At 46.0% G+C, this 21,484-nt stretch carries 22 protein-coding genes and 3 tRNA genes; 14 read left to right on the top strand and 11 right to left on the bottom strand.

The annotated features are described in order from the left end of the window. Positions 1-82 precede the first annotated feature (82 nt). Together QY318_01835 and QY318_01830 are read left to right on the top strand one after the other, a co-directional pair. Positions 83-652, top strand: a complete 570-nt coding sequence (locus QY318_01835; protein ID WKZ31482.1) for a methyltransferase domain-containing protein — start codon at positions 83-85, stop codon at positions 650-652. Between the two features lie 21 nt (positions 653-673). Continuing rightward, positions 674-1,540, top strand: coding sequence for a bifunctional 5,10-methylenetetrahydrofolate dehydrogenase/5,10-methenyltetrahydrofolate cyclohydrolase (locus QY318_01830; GenBank protein ID WKZ31572.1), 867 nt, complete (start codon positions 674-676; stop codon positions 1,538-1,540). A 75-nt stretch (positions 1,541-1,615) separates the two neighbouring features. Here QY318_01830 and QY318_01825 read toward each other — a convergent pair whose 3' ends face one another. Then, on the bottom strand, positions 1,616-2,314 hold the full coding sequence (locus QY318_01825) for a hypothetical protein (protein WKZ31481.1): 699 nt from the start codon (positions 2,312-2,314) through the stop codon (positions 1,616-1,618). A 65-nt stretch (positions 2,315-2,379) separates the two neighbouring features. Then, positions 2,380-2,877, bottom strand: a complete 498-nt coding sequence (locus QY318_01820; GenBank protein WKZ31480.1) for a hypothetical protein — start codon at positions 2,875-2,877, stop codon at positions 2,380-2,382. Between the two features lie 77 nt (positions 2,878-2,954). Here QY318_01820 and glyA point away from each other — a divergent pair, with 77 nt between their 5' ends. Genes glyA through QY318_01795 form a run of 5 tightly spaced genes read left to right on the top strand, consistent with a single transcriptional unit; the run spans position 2,955 to position 8,314 of the window. Continuing rightward, positions 2,955-4,226: a serine hydroxymethyltransferase gene (gene glyA, locus QY318_01815; protein WKZ31479.1), complete on the top strand. Its 1,272-nt coding sequence runs from the start codon at positions 2,955-2,957 to the stop codon at positions 4,224-4,226. A 6-nt stretch (positions 4,227-4,232) separates the two neighbouring features. Continuing rightward, a complete protein-coding gene (locus tag QY318_01810) occupies positions 4,233-5,450 on the top strand; it encodes a SufS family cysteine desulfurase (GenBank protein WKZ31478.1) in 1,218 nt (405 codons plus the stop codon). A gap of 30 nt (positions 5,451-5,480) precedes the next feature. After that, positions 5,481-5,855, top strand: coding sequence for an SUF system NifU family Fe-S cluster assembly protein (locus QY318_01805; GenBank protein WKZ31477.1), 375 nt, complete (start codon positions 5,481-5,483; stop codon positions 5,853-5,855). A gap of 35 nt (positions 5,856-5,890) precedes the next feature. Then, entirely contained in the window at positions 5,891-6,466 is a 576-nt protein-coding gene (locus tag QY318_01800; protein WKZ31476.1) for a ribonuclease H-like domain-containing protein, read from the top strand. Positions 6,467-6,511: 45 nt separating this feature from the next. Then, positions 6,512-8,314, top strand: coding sequence for a hypothetical protein (locus tag QY318_01795; protein ID WKZ31475.1), 1,803 nt, complete (start codon positions 6,512-6,514; stop codon positions 8,312-8,314). 55 nt (positions 8,315-8,369) lie between these two features. Here the strand turns inward: QY318_01795 and recF are convergent, their stop codons facing one another. The 5 genes from recF to rpsT all read right to left on the bottom strand — a co-directional run bounded on the left by recF (position 8,370) and on the right by rpsT (position 12,941). Next, positions 8,370-9,509 (bottom strand): DNA replication and repair protein RecF, encoded by a 1,140-nt coding sequence (gene recF, locus QY318_01790; GenBank protein ID WKZ31474.1) that lies wholly within the window; start codon positions 9,507-9,509, stop codon positions 8,370-8,372. 79 nt (positions 9,510-9,588) lie between these two features. Beyond that, positions 9,589-11,421, bottom strand: coding sequence for a translation elongation factor 4 (gene lepA, locus QY318_01785; GenBank protein ID WKZ31473.1), 1,833 nt, complete (start codon positions 11,419-11,421; stop codon positions 9,589-9,591). Positions 11,422-11,496: 75 nt separating this feature from the next. Next, the gene (locus tag QY318_01780) at positions 11,497-12,093 is read right to left on the bottom strand and encodes a hypothetical protein (GenBank protein WKZ31472.1); all 597 of its coding nucleotides are present in this window, start codon (positions 12,091-12,093) and stop codon (positions 11,497-11,499) included. A gap of 25 nt (positions 12,094-12,118) precedes the next feature. Next, positions 12,119-12,619 carry a hypothetical protein gene (locus QY318_01775; protein ID WKZ31471.1) on the bottom strand — a complete coding sequence of 167 codons (501 nt, stop codon included), beginning with the start codon at positions 12,617-12,619 and terminating at the stop codon, positions 12,119-12,121. Between the two features lie 25 nt (positions 12,620-12,644). Then, positions 12,645-12,941: a 30S ribosomal protein S20 gene (gene rpsT, locus QY318_01770; protein WKZ31470.1), complete on the bottom strand. Its 297-nt coding sequence runs from the start codon at positions 12,939-12,941 to the stop codon at positions 12,645-12,647. Positions 12,942-13,170: 229 nt separating this feature from the next. Here rpsT and QY318_01765 point away from each other — a divergent pair, with 229 nt between their 5' ends. Both QY318_01765 and QY318_01760 read left to right on the top strand, forming a co-directional pair. After that, a complete protein-coding gene (locus QY318_01765; protein ID WKZ31469.1) occupies positions 13,171-13,620 on the top strand; it encodes a hypothetical protein in 450 nt (149 codons plus the stop codon). Further along, positions 13,604-14,005 (top strand): hypothetical protein, encoded by a 402-nt coding sequence (locus QY318_01760; GenBank protein WKZ31468.1) that lies wholly within the window; start codon positions 13,604-13,606, stop codon positions 14,003-14,005. The genes QY318_01765 and QY318_01760 overlap by 17 nt, the downstream gene beginning before the upstream one ends. 42 nt (positions 14,006-14,047) lie before the next feature. Here the strand turns inward: QY318_01760 and QY318_01755 are convergent, their stop codons facing one another. Continuing rightward, positions 14,048-15,811 carry a hypothetical protein gene (locus QY318_01755; protein ID WKZ31467.1) on the bottom strand — a complete coding sequence of 588 codons (1,764 nt, stop codon included), beginning with the start codon at positions 15,809-15,811 and terminating at the stop codon, positions 14,048-14,050. Positions 15,812-16,044: 233 nt separating this feature from the next. Between QY318_01755 and QY318_01750 the strand changes: the two genes are divergently transcribed. Beyond that, positions 16,045-16,120: transfer RNA gene (locus tag QY318_01750), tRNA-Ile, on the top strand. A gap of 14 nt (positions 16,121-16,134) precedes the next feature. Here QY318_01750 and QY318_01745 read toward each other — a convergent pair. Together QY318_01745 and QY318_01740 are read right to left on the bottom strand one after the other, a co-directional pair. Continuing rightward, the gene (locus tag QY318_01745; GenBank protein ID WKZ31466.1) at positions 16,135-16,587 is read right to left on the bottom strand and encodes a hypothetical protein; all 453 of its coding nucleotides are present in this window, start codon (positions 16,585-16,587) and stop codon (positions 16,135-16,137) included. A 110-nt stretch (positions 16,588-16,697) separates the two neighbouring features. Continuing rightward, a complete protein-coding gene (locus tag QY318_01740; protein WKZ31465.1) occupies positions 16,698-17,585 on the bottom strand; it encodes a tyrosine-type recombinase/integrase in 888 nt (295 codons plus the stop codon). A 187-nt stretch (positions 17,586-17,772) separates the two neighbouring features. Here QY318_01740 and QY318_01735 point away from each other — a divergent pair, with 187 nt between their 5' ends. Next, positions 17,773-18,231, top strand: a complete 459-nt coding sequence (locus QY318_01735; GenBank protein ID WKZ31464.1) for a hypothetical protein — start codon at positions 17,773-17,775, stop codon at positions 18,229-18,231. 196 nt (positions 18,232-18,427) lie between these two features. Here the strand turns inward: QY318_01735 and QY318_01730 are convergent. Next, a tRNA-Met gene (locus QY318_01730) sits at positions 18,428-18,499 on the bottom strand. 170 nt (positions 18,500-18,669) lie between these two features. On the opposite strand from QY318_01730, the gene efp reads away from it, so the two are divergent. The 3 genes from efp to ftsH all read left to right on the top strand — a co-directional run bounded on the left by efp (position 18,670) and on the right by ftsH (position 21,441). After that, the gene (gene efp, locus QY318_01725) at positions 18,670-19,227 is read left to right on the top strand and encodes an elongation factor P (GenBank protein ID WKZ31463.1); all 558 of its coding nucleotides are present in this window, start codon (positions 18,670-18,672) and stop codon (positions 19,225-19,227) included. A 132-nt stretch (positions 19,228-19,359) separates the two neighbouring features. Continuing rightward, positions 19,360-19,436, top strand: a tRNA-Met gene (locus QY318_01720). Positions 19,437-19,581: 145 nt separating this feature from the next. Further along, positions 19,582-21,441, top strand: a complete 1,860-nt coding sequence (gene ftsH, locus QY318_01715) for an ATP-dependent zinc metalloprotease FtsH (protein ID WKZ31462.1) — start codon at positions 19,582-19,584, stop codon at positions 21,439-21,441. Positions 21,442-21,484: the final 43 nt, after the last annotated feature.

Here is a 21,484-nt window from a genome sequence, read left to right as displayed (position 1 = left end):
GGTCGGGTGGTCGGGTGATCTCCACAAAAGGGCTGTCAAACCGTATAATAGCCATATCATATATTAGTTGACTCTCACACCCATGTCGAAAGAGCTTATTGCACTGCTTATCATGATCCCTTTTTACGGATTGGCGCTATTTATGATCGGTAGAACCTTGATAGTAGCCTTTTCTTTTAGAGATCCAGTACCATTTGTACCCGTTGAGAAGAAACTGCTCAAGAAAGCTGTCCAACTGTTGGAGATAAAGCCTGGCGATAGAGTTATAGATATAGGGTCGGGGAGTGGTCGTTTCTTGATAACTGCAGCCAAGCAGTTTCCCGAGGCACAATTTACCGGCATGGATATTAATAGGGCGTTGATATTCTGGAGCAACTGCTCCTCCAAAATTAACCGTCTGCGCAACATTAAATTCATGAAAAAAGATGTACGTGAGGCCGACTTTTCACAATACAATAAAGTGTATCTCTACATGACCACAGGCTTTGTAGCGGACATGATGGAACGTCTGGTGAATGAATTGCCTTCGGGTGCAATAGTCGTATCGGTGGCATTTGGATTTGGCAAGAAATTTGAAGCGGAAAACTCCGTAGAGGTATATGAGGTAGGCACGAAGAGGAATGATAAGGTATCGGTGTGGCGCAAAAAATAATTTAAGCAGGGTTGTAAATTGGTGCTTCTGGATGGCAAGAAAACTTCAGAGAAGATATTGGCCGATATCGAGCTGAAACTGTCTCGTCACGAGAATATGCGCATGCCCCGCTTGGATATATTCTTGATTGGTGATGATTTCGGCAGCCGCAAATATGTCGAGATGAAGAAGAAGGTCGCCGAGCGCTTGGGCTACACAATGACACTTCACGAGTACGCCACCGACGCCAGCAAGGGCGAGGTACTGGTCGATCTTGAGACGGTTAACAGCAGTGACAGCGTCGATGGATGCATGATCCAGCTTCCATTGCCAGGTGGCTGGGATAGTGCGGAGCTAATTAATGAAATTAATGTGAAAAAAGATGTGGATGGCTTAACTGCAGCAAGTCTTGGTGGGCTGGCTGTCGGCAGTAGTGAAGTGTTCGCCCCAGCAACTCCTGCTGGAATTATGCTGCTGCTTGATGAATATGGTATTGAAGTTGAAGGGAAGAGTGTAGTGATAATCGGAAAATCTCAGGTAGTAGGGATCCCGCTCTCTTTAATGATGATGGCTCGCGATGCAACCGTGACAGTGTGCCATATTAAGACAGTTGGGCTGGAAGAGATATGTCGAACAGCAGATATTTTAATCTCTGCTACAGGACAGGCTGGTTTGGTTAATGAAAAATTCATTAAAGAAGAGGCTGTAGTAGTGGATGTGGGAATCTCAATGGGGGCGGATGGGAAATTGGCCGGCGATGTGGATTTTAAAGCTGTAGAGGATCTTGTATCGTATATTACTCCTGTGCCGGGTGGTGTTGGACCGATGACGATAGCGGCGTTGATGATGAATGTTTATTCTGGATGGAAGAATAGTCAGGCAGCGACGAATATGCAATTATCAAACTAGAATTTTGAGGAGTGTAAGCCTCTAGCGAGGTAGTATATCTCTCAGTAAATTCTGGAATAAGATATCATGCAAGATTTATAACGTGCCTGCGATTGTGTCATACAACCTTGTGGCTTCGAGAATCACGTCTCTTACACGTGGATCGTCTGTTGGCATATCTTGATACCCACCCTTTTGATCTGCCTTAATAAGGTCGTGAACGGTTTTTGCTTCAAGATATACTCCCTTCTCGCCGATGAAACTTGTAACTCCTTTCTCTTTAAAATCAAGTGGAATAGTAGATGCAATAGCTGCTACCGCTGCCTCTCTAAAGAACTCTTCACCTCTGTTGCGACTCTCTCTTCTCTTTATAAGCATACCTGCAACTACGAATAGAGCCTCAGAGATATTGATCCCAGAGTATACATTCGGTTGGTAATCTTGAAGAGCAGCAGTTATTCGTGGTAAATACTCAGTCCAGATCAGAGGCAGCTCCGCTCTACGTGCCTTTGCAAACGCACCCGGCAATTGGAACTCATTCAGTGGTGCCTGCTGGGAGATCATATCGATGGATAACAGCAATGCCCTTTTCGCAATGTCAGATCCATCATGCATGACTGATTCATACAAGATAGTCATAGCTCTCTTAGACTCAGGGTAACTCTCAAATCCAGTGAGGGCGAGGTCTATCTGCTGGTCCAATGTAAGTTGTGGCTGTTGTTCAGCTACAACTGTTGGCTGCTGAGTAGTGCTGTTTGTAGGTTCGGTGGTTCCTGCTGTTTGATTCGGATTCATAGATCTTGTTGGTTATAGGTTATCATTTAAATCTACCACCTGTGTATATCCCTGTCTATGCAGTGTTAATGGTTCTTGGAGTCATCAGGTGATTTGAATTCGTAATCTTCCTCTTCATATCGAGCGATATCTTGTCGCCCGCCGCATTGGAGCATCTGATAGAATTGAGCCTTTTGCCCCAGAATAGTGAAGATTTTGCGAGTAGTTGCTACCTCGGAGACGTTAGCATAGTGTAACAGTATCCATAATGTATAAGAATAGGGCGAGTCCGCCAAATCGTCCAGATCAATCATCTGCAGTAACGACTGTCCTGGTGTTACTGCTACTCTACGTTTGTTGCAATGGTCATTTCGACGAGTAACTCTTGCCGAAACGTCGATTAATGCTTGGACTACTGGAGCCTCTTCTGCCGGGTTTAAAAATACAGCTGTTAACTTCTGTAAAAGATATTGTGCCGCAGGCGTTTCATCAAACGTAGCTGCTTCCTCTGTGGTTAGGCATCCCAACAAATAGTCTGAGAAGGTTTCGGGTAGTGGTGCGCTCTCCGTTCTATACGGTTTCATGCAATGCTTGGTAAATCTTACATTGCCGCGGATTATACCCTTTATATACAACAAAATCCATGATATCATCGCAAAACATGAAGCAACTCCAACAAACCGACCCACAAATCGCCCAATACATCACCGACGAGCAGCAGCGTCTTAAAGAGCAGCTCGAGATGATCCCATCCGAAAACCTCGTCAGCCAGGCAGTTCAAGAGGCTGTTGGCTCAATTGTCATGAATAAATACTCCGAGGGGCAGGTAGGCAAGCGATATTATCAGGGAAATAAGCATATCGACTCAATCGAGGCGCTCGCAAAAGAGCGAGCACTGCAGCTATACAAGTTAGACCCAGAGAAGTGGAATGTATGCGTGCAGGCAGTAACCGGAAGTGTTGCAAATCTTGCTGTTTACAACGCACTGTTGCAGCCAGGAGCTAAGATGTTGGCGATGATGCTATATGATGGTGGTCACCTCTCGCACGGCTGGAAATTGCCAGATACAGGCAAGCCTATCAGCTTTACATCCAAGGTGTACGACTCATATTTCTACCATGTGGATGAGGAGTCAGGCTATTTCGACTATGAAAAAATCCGTGCTAAAGCCAAGGAAGTGATGCCACAGATAGTTATCTCGGGTGGTACTGCATATCCACGAGATATTGATTACAAGGCCCTTAGTGAGATTGCCAAAGAGGTTGGAGCTATCTATATGGCCGATGTCGCCCATGAGGCGGGGTTGATTGCTGCAGGTGTGCTAAGCTCACCATTTGAATATGCAGATGTTGTAACGATGACGACTAGAAAAACATTGAGAGGGCCAGTTGGGGCCATGATCTTCTCCAATCCTGAGCGCATGGCCGAAATCGAGAGGGCAGTAATGCCTGGATTGCAGGGTGGTCCGATGAACCATAGCATTGCAGGTATTGCAGTTGCACTACAAGAAGCGATGCAACCTGATTTCATTGATTATTCAAAGCAAGTTATCGCAAATGCGCAGGCGTTGGCGGAAGAATTAGTAAAGCAGGGATACAAAGTGCTCTCAGGTGGGACTGATAAGCATCTGGTTCTGCTAGACCTGAGCGCGAACGGTCTGGGCGGCCACGAGGTAGCGATCGCACTTGAGCAAGCAAATATTATTGTAAATAAGAATACTGTACCAGGCGAGAAATCTACACCTTGGAAGCCGTCCGGGATTCGCATAGGTACTCCAACACTCACAAGTCGTGGGATGAAAGAGGCCGATATGGTCAAGATTGCCGGCTGGATGCATCAAGTGATGGGCAATCTAGCGGATGAGACAGCGATAAGCAAGGTAGCCGAAGAGGTTAAGAGCTTCGCAAGCGGGTTTCCGGTGCGTGGGGTATAATCGGGGATGAATGAGAGTCTAAGAAAACAGTTTCCAATACTATCTCGGGATATAAATGGGCATCAGCTTGTCTATCTCGACAATGCAGCTACCACCCAGAAGCCGAAGAAGGTGCTCGAAGCCATGAATGATTTCTACAAAGAGCATAACGCCAACATTCATCGTGGCATTCATACTCTTGCAGCCGAGGCCACCAATCTGTGGCTAGACGCACATAAGAGAGCCGCTACGTTCATAAATGCGCAATCAGAGGAAGAGATAATCTTCACACGCAATGCGACTGAAGGAATCAACCTGATAGCCAATACCGTAGGGAAGCAGATCGTCGAAGAGGGAGGGGTGATAGCAATCTCCGAAATGGAGCACCATAGCAATATTGTCCCTTGGCAGCTAATTGGCGCACGCATTGAGTGGATCCCGATGCTTCCGGATTTTACCATCGATCTTGAATATCTCAACTTCTTGACCAAGAAATATAAAGAGCAGCTAAAGCTTATCTCCATAGTGCATATCTCAAATGTGCTGGGCTGCAAGAATGATGTAGCGAAAGTCACCGAGATGGCCAAGAAATATTGTACAGCAGTGCTTGTGGATGCGGCGCAGAGTGTTCAGCATGTCAAAGTAGATGTGCAGCAGATAGGGTGCGACTTCCTGGTGTTTTCTGGCCACAAACTGTACGGGCCAACCGGCACAGGCGTGCTCTATATGAAGAAAGAGTGGGGTGAGAAGCTTGAGCCGTGGATGGGAGGCGGCGAGATGATTAGCAGCGTGAAGAAGACTGGTGCCACATGGAATGATCTGCCTTGGAAATTCGAGGCGGGTACGCCGAATATCGCTGGCGGGGTAGGCCTAGATGCTGCAATAAGTTGGTTCTCCGACCAGTTCGAGTATGATTCGTTGCACAATCATGAGAGCAAGCTAGTCAAAACAGCAATGCTTGGGATGAAAGGGATAAAGAGCCTCAAGATTTTTGGCAGTGAAGATCCCGAGCAGCATTACGGTGTAGTTGCCTTTAGTATCGATGGCATACATCCACATGATATTGCAGGGGCGTTGGATGAGCGAGGTATCGCTATCCGTGCCGGCTACCATTGCGCCGAGCCGCTGCATGAGCGGTACGGATTTGGACCAACAGCTCGAATAAGTGTAGCCCCATACAACAGCTTGGATGAGATCCGCTATTTTATTGATAGCCTAAAAGAGGTAGTTGGACAGTTTTCATGAAAATTTAATGAAATCTCACAGTAGAAGCTGATGAAGAAAGAAACATTGTACAAGCAGCAGATAATCGACCATTACAAGTACCCACATAACCATGGGGTATTGGATGATTGCACTCATAAGGCTGAGGAAACCAACTCATCATGTGGAGATGAGGTGAAAGTCACATTAAAGGTGGAAAATGGGGTGGTGAATGATGTAAAATTCGAGGCTCGTGGGTGTGCAATAAGCATCGCTGCAGCATCTATGCTGTCAGACCAAATTAAAGGATTGAAAGTAGAAGAGCTACACGATCTAGAGAAGCTTTCGCTCAAGCTGATCAACATGGATGAGAGTAGTGGACGCATAAAATGCGGCACGCTAGCAGCTAAGGCAGTTGAGAAGGCTATAAGACCACGCGCTGTTTAACGATAATTTAATCAACCTCAAATATAATTAATCATATGATTTTTCTTGATATTGAAACACAAAATGACTGGACAAGCGGCGATGCCTTTCAGATCAAAGACATGAAGATCTCCTACACAGGGGTAATCGATTCTGCGACGGGCAAGAGTTACGACTTCTGGGAATCGGACATGGAAAAGCTGGGGGAGATGCTGAAAGGTGCAGATAAGATAGTCCACTACAACGGATTTACATTCGACATGCCGGTTATCGCCAACTACCTTGGCGAGGATGTCATGAATTTGCCGCAGATAGATCTGATGGTGGCAATTCAGAAGAAGATTGGCTTCCGGCCTAAATTAGACGACGTCGCCAATGCAACACTTGGCCACGGCAAGAACGGGAGTGGGGCTGATGCAGTGCGCTACTGGGTATCCGGCGACCTTGAGAGCCTCAAGAAATACTGCCTGCAAGATGTGAAAGTCACCATGGAGCTTTATGACTATGGCGTAGAGCATGGGGTAATCAAATATTATGATAGAAGCGGGTTCCTGAAAGAGGCCGAGATCGATTGGTCGCTCGGAGAAAAGCAGGGAGTTGTCGTAGATGATCAGAACCTTAGCCTGTTCTAGGCCTGCCACAATTACTACCACGCAGCCAAAGTGCTATATTAGAGGATGAAAAGGCTCCTGAAATACTCAAAATACTTCTTTGTGATGCTCGTAATGATGCTGGTACTCATTGGATATGTACCCTCGTCAGCACCAGTGAAGGCTCAAGGGGGGTATAAAACGTGGAATCTGTGGTGGGCTCCGCTTTCGTCCCCGTGGGTCTTCAAACCCGAGACACAGATGGGCGGCTATAAATTCATGAAGTATGATCACGCGACAGACTATGCTCAGCTACAGGGTGAATTCAATGCCATGCTCGCATACCACAAACCACATGTGCTTCAGATTCTCTTGGATACAAAGGATGTATATCCACCAAGATGGAGCCAAGATAATAGTTTGCCATCCAACCATCCTGGCGGCACCAACAAGATCAACGATTTCGTTGATTTTAACAATCCTGACTATGATTACTATGATGACCTGGTGGATCTAGCAAGGATAAATGGGATCGAAGTTTTTTTCTTAATTAATACCTCAGCTTATGGAGGTCAGGCGCCATACCCATACTCGTACTACTCGCTGATGGGGTGGTATTGGTGCAGGCCAGATTGGGGGCCAGGTATGACAATCGCACAGAAAATTGCACAAGGCTACTGCATGTCTGATCCCGCGACTGATGCTATGCGACATCCATCCAGCAACGTAAATGGATCCAACTATAACTGGATCGAGCATATCATGATCTACCAGGATAGCCACGCCCATCCAAATGGGAGACACCTACCACTCACAACAAATGGTGTGGAGATGGAGCATCTTGGCGCACCGATTCAGGTGTACGAGTCAGCTGATATGGTGTTCAATGGTCTAGATACAGATCTTGGTGTACACACACCTGTCCCAAGCTATTCATCTGATGCTTTTCTTAATTTCACTAAGAAGGTTGTCGGTGAAGGAGCAGAGCGATACAAGGATCATGTGAATGTGCGTGGATATCTGCTCTGGCAGGAGCCAAGCTACTCCCATATCCGTGAGAATATGGTGTTTACAACTGGTTACGCTGGCGATCGAGACTACGAGATCGGGGATCAGAACGATTACCAGGTCGATTATTCCACGGTTGAGTTGGCAAAATATAATGCGTGGCGTGCAACACGCAACGAGTCACCTGTTTCACAGGTGCCGTTTCCACAAAATGCTAACTACGAGCTTTTCAAGAAGTACAATATGGCTCGCTTCATGAATGAGATCGCCAATGAGATTCGGGCGAAAGATAGCAACGCGGAGACAATAGCAACCTACTACTATGATAATAATCTGCATATGCCCGAGGTCGATTTCTCAATTCTCAATAGTGTAGTGCAAGCATCAGGTCTGCATATCGAGCCACCTTCTCATTACCCAAGGCACTACAACAACCAGGTCGCTTGGCAAACTTTCGCAAATGGCGCGAAAGGGGGAAATCCTTCGCTAAACACCCACCTTTCTGGTTTCTTGGGGACCGAGAACTACCATCCTTTCCTGAGTACTATTTTAACCGATTACTACGCTGCTGGCTTCGTGATGGTTGATAATCTTAATGGTGCAAACTCAGTTGGAAACTATGCAATCTGGTCTGGATGTACACCGGATAGGGTAGAGTGCCAACATCTTCAGCCCTCAACAAATGTGCGAGCATGTATTCCTGATTGTGTCACACGGAGCTGTAGCGAGGGTGATGGTTGTGGAGGGACATGTACTCAATGCCAGGGTGGTGGGAACGTTACGCCACAGCAGGTGATTGATGCATATGGCGACGATGGTGGCCCTGCTGATACGAACTCCGATGGGAGAGTAAACGGTATCGATTTTGTGAATGCTTTGTAGGTAAGCGCAAGATTCCTCCGAGATTAAGAGCTCAGACCCGATCGGGTCTGAGCTCTTAATCTCGGAGCAGCTCGGATAGATTGAGCACCTCGGCTTGATCACGGATCTCCTCAGGTATCTCCTCAAGATGGATTGTTGTAATTATCAGCTGCGCACCTCGCGATATGGCATCCTGCAATATCTTTACAGTATTGCCCTGGTCTAGCTCGGATGAGATATCGTCGAGAAGTAGAGTGGGGGCAAAGCCAAGCTTCTCCTGGAGTAGAGTGTGACTAGTCAGTATCAGACGGCCTACAGCCATCCGTTTCTCTCCACGTGAGCCGAATTTCCGCACATCTTTGGCCTGGCTATGATCAACACCATTTTTCTCATTGCTGATGGCCATGATTTTCCAATCATCGCGATGTGCGCCAACCGTGGAGTGTCCCACTGCTATATCTCTTTTTGTGCTGGTCTGAAGCTGCTCTAGGTGCAATTCCACAAGCTCAGTATACTTAACCATGTCGCTCAATATATTTATGCTTACTGATGGTAGATAGATTAGCTTTTGCAGGTCGTTGCATAGAAGGTCGATTGTTTCTGCTCGCTTCTGCATCACTTGAGATGAGATATGTGCGAACTGCTTGGTCCAGTAGGCGAGCTGTTGGTCATTTTCTCGCACGATGCCACTTTCGTAAAAGATCTTTGAGAGCTTCTTTAATTGAGAATTGCGCTGCTTAAGTGTGCGGCGAAGGATTTTAAGATTGTCCTGGTAGTCTGGGTCAAGCCTGGCTATTACCTCGTCGATGAAATCACGGCGTCGGTCTGGTGAGAGCATGAGGATCTCAATCTGCTCGGGGCTGAAGATTACAGATGCGACATTCTCAGTGAGCTTTTTGCGTGTGGTCTTTGCACGATTTCTGAAGTACTGACGGCTCTTTCTATCCTGGAAATGGGCAAGCTGCTCCTCATCATCGTCAAGCTTATTGCGAACCTCGATCCTGAAGTGGGAGTCTGGCTCCTCCTGCCAGATATTGTAGATTTCGTTGTTGTCGGAGGAGAAGGGGGAGAACTGATTGGTAATGATGTGGATAGCTTCTAAAATTGTGCTCTTGCCAACCGCGTTGTCGGAGTAGATTATCGTGACCCTTTCATTAAAAATTAATGAAAGTTTTTCGAATTTTCTGAAGTTGGTGAGTTTTAATTCTTTTATCATGAAATCGTAATGAAATTGTGCGTCGGCCTGTAGTTCGTTAGCGAAAATTTACTGAATCAAGCGTCGATAATCGAGCCCTTTATGTCTTCAGTATAGCAAGAAAGGCCTCTTGCGGGATATTCACCTGGCCTATCTGCTTCAATCGCTTCTTACCCTTCTTCTGTTTCTCAAGTAGCTTCTTCTTACGCGAGTAGTCGCCACCATACAGTTTCCCGGTCACATCTTTGCGGAATGCACGAATATCCTCACGCGCTATGATCTTAGCGCCGATTGCGGCCTGGATTGGCACCTGGAACTGCTGGCGGGGGATCACCTCCTTCATTATCTCAAGCAGCTTCACTGCACGTCCACGAGCTCTATCACGGGTCTCTAGGAAGCTTAATGCCGGCACCTCCTCGTGGTGGACTAGCACGGCTACTTTTACAAGATCAACAGGGAAGAAATCGATCAATTCGTACTCCATCGACGCATATCCGCTTGAGAGATTCTTCATCTGGTCGAAGAAATTTGAAATCAATGAGGCAAGCGGGATATCAAATTCCAACGTGATGTACTGGTTATCAAGGCTTTTCATTGAACTGCTTTCGGTCAGATACTTGGTGTTGATGTAATTTCCGCGGTACCTAGAGCACAGTTCCATCAGTACGCCGATATATTTATAAGGTGTGAAGATCTTTAATTGCACCCACGGCTCGCGAATCTCTCGTATCTCCGATGGATCAGGCAATTCTTGTGGAGTCTGTATTACGATATCCTCGCCGCTGTTCTTAGTGATCTGGTACTCAACGGTAGGAGCTGTAATGATCAGATTCACATCGTACTCGCGCTCAAGCCGTTCCTGGACTATCTCCATATGTAGGAGACCCAGGAATCCGCACCTGAAGCCGGATCCAAGCAGATTTGAGCGCTGGTCGGCGAATGTGAGAGCTGCATCGTTTAGTGCCAACTTGTTCAGTGCTACTTTGAGTACCTCGTACTCATCAGACTCAACAGGGAAGAATGTGGCGAACACATTCGGCTTTGGTGTCTTGTAGCCCGGAAGCGCCTCAACATCAGAGGTTGTCGAGATCGTATCACCCACGGCAAAATATTTAATATCTTTCATACCCGTGGCTATATATCCAACCTCACCAGCTTCCAGCATGCTAATCTCCTCGAGATTTGGTGCGAACACACCGATCTCTGTTGGGATAAATGTTTCCTGCTTCTGTAAAATATGTAGCTTTGGTAAGGCATTTAGGCTTCCATAAGCCTCGCCCTCATGGCCAATCTTTCCATCTACCATACGGATAGCTACTACGACACCTTTATGCTCGTCGTAGAAAGAATCGAAGATCAAAGCCTTCATCGGTGCATCTGAATCGCCTTTTGGTGGGGGACATACCTCGATAATGTGGTCCAGTAGCTCTTCAACACCTTGTCCGGTTTTTCCTGATACCTTTAATATTTCATCTTCATTAAATCCCAAAAGTTCATGAAGCTCCTGCACTCGCGCCTCTATATCAGCCCCAGGGATGTCGATTTTGTTGATTACCGGGATGAGAGTTAACCCTAGATCAAGAGCCTTTCGAGTGTTTGAGATGGTCTGTGCCTGGATTCCTTGGCCAGCATCGACCAGAAGTAGTGCCCCCTCGCATGCTGCCAATGATCGAGAGACTTCATATGAGAAGTCGACATGGCCCGGTGTGTCGATTAGGTTTAGCTCGTGACCTTTCCAGGACATACGTGCGGCCTGTAATTTGATGGTGATGCCTTTCTCTTGCTCCAGATCGAGCGTATCTAAGACCCTTTCGACCTTCTTCTCTTTGATCTTCATGTGCAGTGTGTGCTCAAGGATTCGGTCGGCAAGCGTAGACTTACCATGGTCAATGTGGGCTATTATTGAGAAATTTCTTATCAGTTCCTGTTTCATAACGGAATGATTATATCATCAAAAGGTTTTACCGCTAAGGTATATTGATAGTGGCTGATTGTGTGTGGGATGAGCTTACTCTTCGGAAGAATCTGAAGCAAAATTTTGCGAGACATTCACCTCAAGCTTAACCCTCTCTGAGAAATTCGCCCTCGATTCATTTCTGACTCTGAGGTAGGCGACCTTCTCTTCGCCTGGTTTTAGGGTGAACTGCCTTGAAAATGTCTCTCCATCGGCTTCAGCGACGACGTAGCTTACATCGTCAAAGATAACTGCAAGCTCGGTGGACGAGCTGCTCTCTTTCATCGGAAGAAATTCAACTGTTTGCTCTACTAATGTAGGATTGCTGACTTTGAGAAATGGCTTTGAATAGCTTCCCTCATCGCGGACCGCGAGTCGGGCTGAATACTCATACCGATTTGCTAGTATCTGGTCAAATTCCTCGTTGGTTATGACTGTGTGCACCCCTGTAATGTTTGTTACTGCAACTGCGGTGTTATCTTGGCTTCCTAGGACCGATTTCCCCTCGGTAAGCGATTGGCGGATGCGTGGGGTTAGGTTGATGACTGCTAGGATAGGGATCGAGTAAAGGATTATGAGCAGAACGATTGCGAATGGGTCTAAAAGCGAACCATATTTCAATTGTAAGCGTTTGAGCTCGCGAGATTTCATAAAAATATTGTAACCTGAAATGTCGCTATACGCTACCATTTGAGTGCTCAGAAGGGAAGACCTTTCCGAATTCAGATTCGAAAGCCCTTACCAAGCCCCATCCAGTAAGTATGATGGTTACAAAAGCAGCTACACCGATCCATAGATATGTCATGCCTTTGAGTGTGCTAGAGATAACAATAGCGCAGGTAATAAAGAGGAAAAGTGCCCATACGAAAATCTTCAGGAAAACTGTGTCCTTCGAGGTTACCCACTTGGTCATATTGAGCTTGGTAAGCTTCACGATCGTCCTTGGGTCGTGCCTGCTGTTCTCATACAGGATGTAGCGGATCATTATGTATCCGAAAACTGTACCCATCGAGAGCAGCATTGCAAGGTTTGAGACAGACTCAACCAGTTGAGCCTGGGCGAAATTATCGATGTAAAGCTGAACTGAGAAGAGGCTCTCAATGTTGTCATCAATGTAGAGGGTAATATCAAAAATCCGAACAGAGAGATACATAGCAAGAGCCTTGCTTGTAATCATGAGCGCCGCCGGAAGTATTGATATTTTAAGAATTTGTAGCAGTAGCTTCGACATCAAGGGCAGACAATCGATTAAGTTTGACAGTTAGCCTTGATTTCTTCCTCGAGGCACTGTTTTTGTTCATAATATTCCTCTTTGCCGCTTTGTCTAGAAGCTTGTATACCTTTGGTAGATACTGCTGAGCAGCTTCAAAATCATTCTGCTCAAGAAGAGTATTATATTTCTTTATAGCCCTTCTGTATCGATTTTTCAACCTTGAGTTATAGACAGTTTCTGTCTTTGTTCTTCGGATTGATTTAAGGGAGGCCTTAATATTTGCCATTCACTTAATGATATTCGATGTAAAACGTCAGATTATATAGGTAAATTGTGGCTGTGTAAAGGATAATCCCCCCCGCTAACCTATAAGGCGTCGAAGATTAATCAGTAGGGCAGGGTAGCAGGGCTAGATTTAATATATCCACATAAAACCGCATATCTAGGCTGTTGTCGAACGTGCTATAGGTTAGCGGGGTGGTGCTAAACTGCCGATTCTGCTAACCTGTACAGGTATGAACGCTAAAAGAAGAAAGATAGCATTCCTAATCCTCTTCCCACTTGTCTCGATTATCGCGATAATGACCTCTCTACTGATAAACAAGCAGATCACAATAGTCGAGAAAAGCAGCTTGGTAGAGGAGAATGAGGAAGAAAAAGTGGCTGAAAGGGTTACTGGGATTCCGATGATCGTCACGGTAGCCCCACAAAATGCCTATGAAGATTTACCGTTTAGCTATATTGTGAAGGTGGCAGATTCTGACAGTCCGACTGAAGATATAAGCTTGAGGATTGTAGAAGGGCCAAGCTGGATGGATCTACGGAATGGATATGAGCTTTATGGTATACCTGTAATAACAGGCGACGAGACAGTGAAGGTAGTGGTCGAAGTGTCTGATGGAATTCATGAGACAACTCAAACATTTTATCTATTAATACACCGCGAAAATGAAGATGCGAACTAACAATATACTGCTCGTAGCGATAGGGGTGAACATCTTACTGCTTCTCGGATTTTCTGCGATTTTTATCCGTGAGGGTGCTGAAGCAAATGAAGAGGTGGAGCTACCTCGTTGTGTACCTTACGATGTGAAAACAATAGCGATCCGGGAAGAGAATGTCACTATTCAGTGGAAAACCAATGGCGACTGCGTAAGTTATCTTCAGTACAATGAGTTTGCCTCGGATACTTCAAAGATTAGCGGTGATAGTTGGGCTCCATCTGTAGACCATGAATCGTATGTAGATGGCTTAGAGAGAGGCAAAGTGTATCAATTCTATATCATCTCAGATGGGAAGCTGTACGATGATAGCGGGGAAGCTATAATTGTAGAAACGCCGTCATTCTAGACCTTCTAAGGTAGTCACGCACGCGGTCACACCTATGGGATTCTATTTCTTATCCTTCTTTCGGAATTTCTCCTCGAAATACTCTCGTGGGTTCGATTTCTTGAGGTGAACCATGCGTACTTTCTCAGCCTGGTCTCGGATAACCTTGTTTCCAGCCAGCTTCATTGAGACCATCTCGCCCGCAGATGTGATGTAGAATACCATTGCTATGATAAGGGCTACAATTCCGGCAATTATCTTGGTTGATGAATCACCAAAGATGGCTGTCTGAGGCGTAGAGCAGTTCTGTGCGACGGTTATAGAGAGCGATGCACGCAACGCGTCGCTGTTTACAGGGATATTTTCCGGTGTGACGACTACCTGGTTTAGGTTGCTGCCTGTGAGGGCATTCTGGTCTGCAATCGCTCGGAATTGGATGGTCAATGTGCCGTTTGCAGATACGCTCCAGCCGTTGCTTACTGTCCAGACTAGCTCTTCACTATCTCCGATGTTGTTAAGTGTGAGATATTGGTCGCCTGTATCTGCCGCTCCATTTATGACCGTGCTGCCACTGATATATGTAAATCCTAGTGGCAGGGCATTTGTGACTTCGGCTACATCATGGGTGGTCGAGCCTGCGTTACGGATTGTGATAAGGATAGTGATATCGTTATTTGGTGTAATTCTCTCTACGCACTGTGTGGCTGTTGTGACTGTGACTGTAAAGTTTGAATTGTCAGATGTTGGCTCTGTCGGATCGAAATCTCCGTCATCATCACCGCCACCTGCAGATGGCTCGCCTGGGTCGGTTGGTTCAAGAATACCATCTCCACAATCCTCAAAGCTGTTACAGATATTTTCCCCGCTTCCGCACACATTATCTCCTGGCTCGCCGCTGATACATCTGAAGCAGCTAGCATCCGCTTCGCTACAGCTATTGTTAGAGTCAGGAGTTTCGCAATTTACTTCGAAAAGGTTGTTACAGCAAACTTCACCTGCACCACCATCGCCTGTATTGCCGGCAGAGATGCAGGCGTCTGGCTCCTCAGTTGGCTCGCCAGGCTCGCCTGTACAATCCTGAGGGCTGTTACATTCATTTTCACCTGTCCCACATTCGTTGTCACCCAAGGCATTTACGCAGGTGAAGCACTCTGGGACTTCGAGGGTACACTGGTTATTAGAATCTGGCTCTGTACAGTTGTCAACCTGCTCGAGGCCGGTACAACACTGATCCTCGCTGATAGTTCCTGTGTCTCCAACTGCAACGCATGACCCACTTCCCTGGTTCCCTTCAATCTTTACCTCATATACTGCGGCACAGCTTGAGTTTGCTCCAAGCGAGTTATCAAGTGCGACATTCTCTTCTGCGTCGAAATCAGCAACTATAGAAAGTGTGCTGTCTCCACCAAAATCAGAGTAGGAGTATTGTGGTTTGAATATGTAGTAGTCTCCGCTTTCCTCAACGTCGACGGTTGTTACAACCTCTGGCTGATTAGCCGAGTTAACAGTAAATGCAAATCCGAAATCCTGTAGCTCGACATCCGCTCCGGTCTGCTGATCAGGAAGCACATCTTTATCAACTTGAAATTCTGCACCTATGAAGATAGGTTGGGCAGGGTCAAGTGTCGCATCATTATCAATAGCATTCTCGGAAGCATCAAGGACGAAAATCTGGTTACACTTGTTGGCTGATACATTATTATTGTTATCGTCTCCATCCTGGTCGTTAATTGTTGAGTTATACCAGAGAAGAGCGATAGCCCCAATTCCTAAGAGGGCGGCTATCACGAGGATAATAATTAGTACTGTTCTAGAACCACGGTTCATGACTTAGTTTTTGCAACATGTTGTTAGTTTTTCCAGTTTAGCAAAATGATTTTGAAATGTATACCGCCGCCTTTAGGGGGAGAGGCTGATTGACGGTATAAAGCCCGGCCACTTGCCCGACCCACTTGCTTCGCAAGTTGTCGGGTGGCCGGGCGGTGTAAAATTCGCTGGAAGTCTGGTAAAATCACTTCAGGCAGCCAATTCGAGCATGTCATGGATATTCTGGCTGATCTGGGGGTGTAGCTCAGTGGTTAGAGCGCTGTTCTTATAAAGCAGTGGCCGGTGGTTCAATTCCACCCACCCCTACCATTTCCCATTAATCATTAACCCTCGGGAGTGTTTTTGCTGACCATCTTATATATGGTAAAGACCTCTTGATCGATATTCGGCTCCAAGTATATTCGTGTGCCTTGCCTGAGGGCAGGGTTGAGTGGGATTGTGACGCTGCGTAGAGAGATCCCTTCCGCATTATGGTGTGGGTTATCTATCTTGTCAGTATAAGGGGTGTTGATGAAATCTGCTGGCTCAGAAATAATCGGGTTGGAGACTATTGAATAATGTTGGTTTAAGGCTGAATCTATAGGCATCGGAGAAAAAGATCCGTTTCGTCCGTATAGGAGAAAGTATACTGAAAGAATATCTAATGCAATCGCAGTAAGTGAATCATCAGGAGTAAAGCGAACCTCTTCTGTGAATCCTGCCACGCTCATATAGGCACGTACGCTTCTGAATGGAACCTCGGCAAGCTTTTGGAGTCCGAATTCCTGACTAATCATGAGTAACGGGGTTATTTCAGTAGGGTCTTCCTGGTGAGGTTGATTAGCTGCAGGATTAGGGATGGCCAAGGAATTAAAACGCGTAATTTAATTCACGATCCCTTTACAGTCTAAAGATCCTGAAGGCTCTTCTCCTGCTCCTCACCATTCTTCTTGATGAGATTCAGGTACTTCTCAGTTGTTGAGAGACGCTTATGACCAACAAGCTTTGAAACTGTGACCAAGCTTACACCATTTGATAGGTGGTGGGCAATAAAGGTGTTGCGAAGGTCATTAACCTTTGCGTTCTTGATGCCAGCCTTCTCAAATGCCTTATCAATCGTAGTACGAATGTTGCGGACGAGTAGGGGGCGACCATTCTTTGTGATGTAGAGCGTATCTTCATCTGATTCAGGTCGTACCTTCAGATATTCTTGGATTGCTTTGTTTGCCGACTTATTCAATGGGACCTTGCGTGCTGGGTGGCTGCCCTGTGGAGCGATATATAGATATTTGATGCCGCTGTTTGATTCTTTGACGTCGTGAATTGTGAGTGCTGCCAGCTCTCCGATGCGGATGCCGGTCTGCAAAAGCACCTCTACAATAGAGTAGAGTCGGAGGTCTACTCGGCTTACGTCGCGGAGTGCTCGATACTCCATCTCTGTAAGGATTCGTGGTGGCTTTACCTCAAATTTTGGGTGAGCAAGCTTCTCAGATGGATTGTCGCTGATCTGTCCGTTGTCTAAGAGGTACTTGTAGAATGTGCGGGTGCTGTTAATCTTTCTTGAAACACTCTTGGGTGTATAGTTATTATCCTCTAGGTCTCTTTTAAAGGCTTCGAGATCCTCGATGCTGGTATTGTTCAGCGATGAAATACCTCTTGTAGAAAAGAAATTTAAAAGCTGCTCAATATCCTTTGAGTAAGCGATAACTGTGGCGTCCGACCGACCCTTTCCTTTGAGGTCGTTTATGAAGCTGTCGTGGTGGGTTTTAAATTGAGGGTTCTTTATTGATCCCATGGGTACAACCTTTCACAATTTAACAATTTTCCTTGTGCAGTAAGCAAAACTATATCCCTATATAGTGCTGGAAAATTATAGCATAGGGTTAGATTATAGGTCAAACTATCGAATGCAAAATGACGGGTGTAGTATGTTAATATGGTGAATAGTTAATGCGATATCTTTAATTAATCTGGAGTGAAGGATGGCGGAAAATAGCGCCAGGCATAGTGCCAAAAGAAGGCAGCTAAAAGGAGAGCAGAGTGGGCTTATAAAGCTTCTAGTCCGGCTGGGTCTGGTCATGATGACCTTTTTTTTGCTATATCAAACCGGATTGACGATCTACCACACCCAAGAGAAATTAATGATTATTGAGAATGCAAAGCAGGAAGTTGATAATTTGCGGCTAGAGAATCTTGAGGTATACATAGAGAATCGGGAGGTGACCAGTGACGACCATGTGGAAACTGAGTCTAGAGACCGCCTTAATTACACCCAGGATGGTGAGGTCGTGTTTGTGATTCAAGAGTCGCTCTTAGAGAAACCAGAGCTTAAGCACTATATTGAGGCAGTGAAGAGTGGGGAAGAAGAGAATCTGGGTAGAGATAAGAAGGTGTATCAGTACTGGGTTGAGTTTTTTCAGGGTTACTACACAGGAATCTAATCTGGTGGAATTGGTTGCGGGGCTGGACTTACTGGATCTCATTTCGGTTACTTCTCGCTTTGCTCGAAGACCTCAATGAATCTAGCATGACGTCGCATCTGCCACTCATTACATTCGTGGGATGCGTCCTCACGAGCCTCTGGTTCTCGTCAACACCTTAATATATTGAAAATATCCTTCGGATATTTTCAATATATTGCGGGGGCTGGACTCGAACCAGCGACCTTCAGGTTATGAGCCTGACGAGCTGCCACTGCTCTACCCCGCGTCGATTTGAGGGCACTGGGATTATATACAAATATCCCGTTTTACACAAACATTTTGGGCATGTGGGTAGGTTGGCCGGCAAATAGCTTTGTGGTATATTCAGCTGCCTCCAATTTTTCACCCAAGTGGCGGAAGTAATGGTGGCTTCATTAAATTATCATGATTCGACACATGGCAATGACAGATAACCTCGTAAAAGGGATCTACCTAATGATCGATGGGAATATTCATCTCGTAGTTGAGCGAAAGTATAAGACGCAGGGTAGGCAGGGTGGACTCATTATATTGGAGATGAAAAACCTCTCAAACGGTCACAACGTAAGCAAGACCGTAAAAGCCGGTACCAAGTTTGAGACTGTCACCCCAGAGCATAAGGAGATGCAGTACCTCTATAAGGATGATGAGTCTTGCTACTTCATGGATACAGGCAGCTTTGAAACCATCGCTGTCGCAGCTGATTTTGTCGGCGATTACGCGCAATTCATGAAAGAGGGCGACAAATATGTGGTGCAGTTTTACGAAAACAAGCCGCTTTCGATCCGTACTAACCCGACTGTAGAGCTAAAGGTTACCGAGTCTGTTGATGCTGTCCGTGGCAATACAGCAAATGCGGCAACCAAGCTTGTCACTACTGAGACTGGGTATAGGGTCGCTGTGCCTTTGTTTGTTAACCAGGGGGATACTATATATATCAATACTGAGACTGGAGAGTATACAGGTAGGGTATAAGCATATACCTATGGGGGTATATATTGTACAAGGCGCTGGGTGGGTAATCTTTGCTTAATTGTGGCTTAAGGAAGCCATAGTACTATCAAGATAGCGCTAAAAATGTTAAGATCCTTTGACAATAAGGCTACGGGTGGCGTAGCTCAGTAGGTAAGAGCATGGGATTCATAAACCCAAGGTCACTGGTTCGATTCCAGTCGCCACCACCATATTGTTAAACTCAATGCAGTTTAAATATCCAGAGTAAATTTAAGGCGCTGTACGATACAACTTAGTCGGCTTTGGTATATAATTGTATGGCATACGAGATTGTAAGAAAGATGCACAGTATAAATTTTTTAGACAGTGATAGCAGTGGCAGATTCAAAGAGTAAAGAAAAGGGGAGTGGGGATATACGGAAGATTTCAAAGCGAAAGCCTTCAAATTATACAATTGTCTCAACAGTTGTTATTGCGCTACTAATCTTGGGTACATGGTTCTTCCTTGATGCATACGAGCCAACCGGCGAAGAGGTCTCATACAATAAGATTGTAAAAGAGACCGTAGAAGGTAATTACGAGAAGATTATCTGGCAGGAGAGTACATTGATCCTTGAGCGTGAGGCAGAGGATGAGCGAGTCGGTGCAACCAGGATCCATGCCGTGCTTCCACCAAATGAGAACTTCTACGACCGAATGGAGTCTGAAGGTGTGATGACTAGCGAGCTGAAGGATGCGACTTTTAAGCCTGATGTAGCGATCAATATCGCTGACATTATTACCCTTGTGCTGCTAGGTGTTGGAATCTTCTTGATCTACTCAATGATTAAGGGGATGCAGAGCTCTGGTGGTAGATTTATGGATTTTGGTCAGAGCAAGGCTCGTTTGATCTTCGGCAAGCGAACAGGTATTACATTTAATGATGTAGCAGGAATTGAAGAGGTCAAAGAAGAGCTGATTGAAATTGTTGAATTCCTCAAGCATCCAAAGAAATTTCTCGCGATCGGGGCAAGGATACCTAAGGGTGTTCTACTTGTAGGTCCTCCGGGAACTGGTAAGACTTTGCTCGCCAAGGCAGTGGCAGGTGAGGCAGGTGTGCCATTTTTCCATACCTCAGGCTCTGAGTTTGAAGAGATGCTTGTTGGAGCTGGTGCATCGAGAGTCCGCGACCTTTTCGCAAAAGCTAAGAAGGCTTCTCCATGTATCATATTTATCGACGAAATCGATGCCGTGGCTAAGAAACGGGGAACTGTAGTACATTCTGGGGCTAGCGAGCAAACATTGAACCAGATATTGGTTGAGATGGACGGACTTGAGAGTAGGGAGAATGTAATTGTGCTAGCCGCAACTAACCGTCCAGATGTGCTTGATCCAGCTATCTTGAGGCCTGGTCGATTTGATAGGAGTGTGACTGTGCATATGCCTGATTATGATGGAAGGCTCCAGATTTTGAAGGTCCACGCCAAGAATAAGAAATTTGCCGCAGATGCTGATCTCGAGAGGATCGCCAAGAAAACGATCGGCTATTCAGGGGCTGATCTTGAGAACCTACTAAATGAGGCTGCTATCGCAGCCGCAAAAGATGATCGCAAAGAGATTTCTCATAGTGATCTGACTGAGGCATACCTCAAGGTGAGGCTCGGCCGACAGCGAAAGAGTACCAGAAGCGAGGAAGACCATAAGCGAGTTGCATATCATGAGGCTGGGCACGCAGTTGTTGCCAAGCTCACTCCACATACCGACCCTGTCGACAAGATCTCTATCCTGTCGCGAGGCTCGTCTGGTGGTGTGACAGTGTATGTCCCTGAAGATGATCGAATGATGATCACAAAAGATAGAATGCTCTCGATGATCAAGTCGAGTGTTGCCGGCCGTGCAGCAGAAGAGGTGTTCTTGGGTAGTATCACAACCGGTGCATCAAGTGACATCAGTCAGGCTACTCAGGTAGCAAGGGCAATGGTTCAGCGATACGGTATGAGTGATAAGCTCGGTTTTGTACAGTATGGTGACCCTGAAGAATCAGCAATGATGGGCTACCAGTATGGTGGCTTGAAGGATCATAGTGACCATACTTCGCGATTGATTGATGAAGAGGTAAAGGGAATTATTGACGAGGCATTGAACTATGCCCGCAAGGTGCTTAAGGATAATCGTGAAGTCGTAGAGACATTGGTTAAGCTTTTGCTAGAGAAGGAAGAGATTGATAGGGACGAGTTCAATAGCTTGTTTAATTAATTGTATGGTTGTGCCGCTACCACGCTACTAAGCTGCGGTTCGG

The organism is Candidatus Dojkabacteria bacterium, assembly GCA_030583845.1.
Taxonomy (GTDB): domain Bacteria; phylum Patescibacteriota; class Dojkabacteria; order SC72; family JAHDCA01.
This window is presented reverse-complemented; position numbering and strand designations above follow the sequence as displayed.

Excerpts from the sequence above, each read along its gene's own strand:
- QY318_01835 (WKZ31482.1), top strand. The coding sequence starts at position 83 with ATGTCGAAAGAGCTTATTGCACTGCTTATCATGATCCCTTTTTACGGA.
- QY318_01825 (WKZ31481.1), bottom strand. The coding sequence starts at position 2,314 with ATGAATCCGAATCAAACAGCAGGAACCACCGAACCTACAAACAGCACT.
- QY318_01820 (WKZ31480.1), bottom strand. The coding sequence starts at position 2,877 with ATGAAACCGTATAGAACGGAGAGCGCACCACTACCCGAAACCTTCTCA.
- glyA (WKZ31479.1), top strand. The coding sequence starts at position 2,955 with ATGAAGCAACTCCAACAAACCGACCCACAAATCGCCCAATACATCACC.
- QY318_01810 (WKZ31478.1), top strand. The coding sequence starts at position 4,233 with ATGAATGAGAGTCTAAGAAAACAGTTTCCAATACTATCTCGGGATATA.
- QY318_01805 (WKZ31477.1), top strand. The coding sequence starts at position 5,481 with ATGAAGAAAGAAACATTGTACAAGCAGCAGATAATCGACCATTACAAG.
- QY318_01800 (WKZ31476.1), top strand. The coding sequence starts at position 5,891 with ATGATTTTTCTTGATATTGAAACACAAAATGACTGGACAAGCGGCGAT.
- QY318_01795 (WKZ31475.1), top strand. The coding sequence starts at position 6,512 with ATGAAAAGGCTCCTGAAATACTCAAAATACTTCTTTGTGATGCTCGTA.
- recF (WKZ31474.1), bottom strand. The coding sequence starts at position 9,509 with ATGATAAAAGAATTAAAACTCACCAACTTCAGAAAATTCGAAAAACTT.
- lepA (WKZ31473.1), bottom strand. The coding sequence starts at position 11,421 with ATGAAACAGGAACTGATAAGAAATTTCTCAATAATAGCCCACATTGAC.
- QY318_01780 (WKZ31472.1), bottom strand. The coding sequence starts at position 12,093 with ATGAAATCTCGCGAGCTCAAACGCTTACAATTGAAATATGGTTCGCTT.
- QY318_01775 (WKZ31471.1), bottom strand. The coding sequence starts at position 12,619 with ATGATTACAAGCAAGGCTCTTGCTATGTATCTCTCTGTTCGGATTTTT.
- rpsT (WKZ31470.1), bottom strand. The coding sequence starts at position 12,941 with ATGGCAAATATTAAGGCCTCCCTTAAATCAATCCGAAGAACAAAGACA.
- QY318_01765 (WKZ31469.1), top strand. The coding sequence starts at position 13,171 with ATGAACGCTAAAAGAAGAAAGATAGCATTCCTAATCCTCTTCCCACTT.
- QY318_01760 (WKZ31468.1), top strand. The coding sequence starts at position 13,604 with ATGAAGATGCGAACTAACAATATACTGCTCGTAGCGATAGGGGTGAAC.
- QY318_01755 (WKZ31467.1), bottom strand. The coding sequence starts at position 15,811 with ATGAACCGTGGTTCTAGAACAGTACTAATTATTATCCTCGTGATAGCC.
- QY318_01745 (WKZ31466.1), bottom strand. The coding sequence starts at position 16,587 with ATGATTAGTCAGGAATTCGGACTCCAAAAGCTTGCCGAGGTTCCATTC.
- QY318_01740 (WKZ31465.1), bottom strand. The coding sequence starts at position 17,585 with ATGGGATCAATAAAGAACCCTCAATTTAAAACCCACCACGACAGCTTC.
- QY318_01735 (WKZ31464.1), top strand. The coding sequence starts at position 17,773 with ATGGCGGAAAATAGCGCCAGGCATAGTGCCAAAAGAAGGCAGCTAAAA.
- efp (WKZ31463.1), top strand. The coding sequence starts at position 18,670 with ATGGCAATGACAGATAACCTCGTAAAAGGGATCTACCTAATGATCGAT.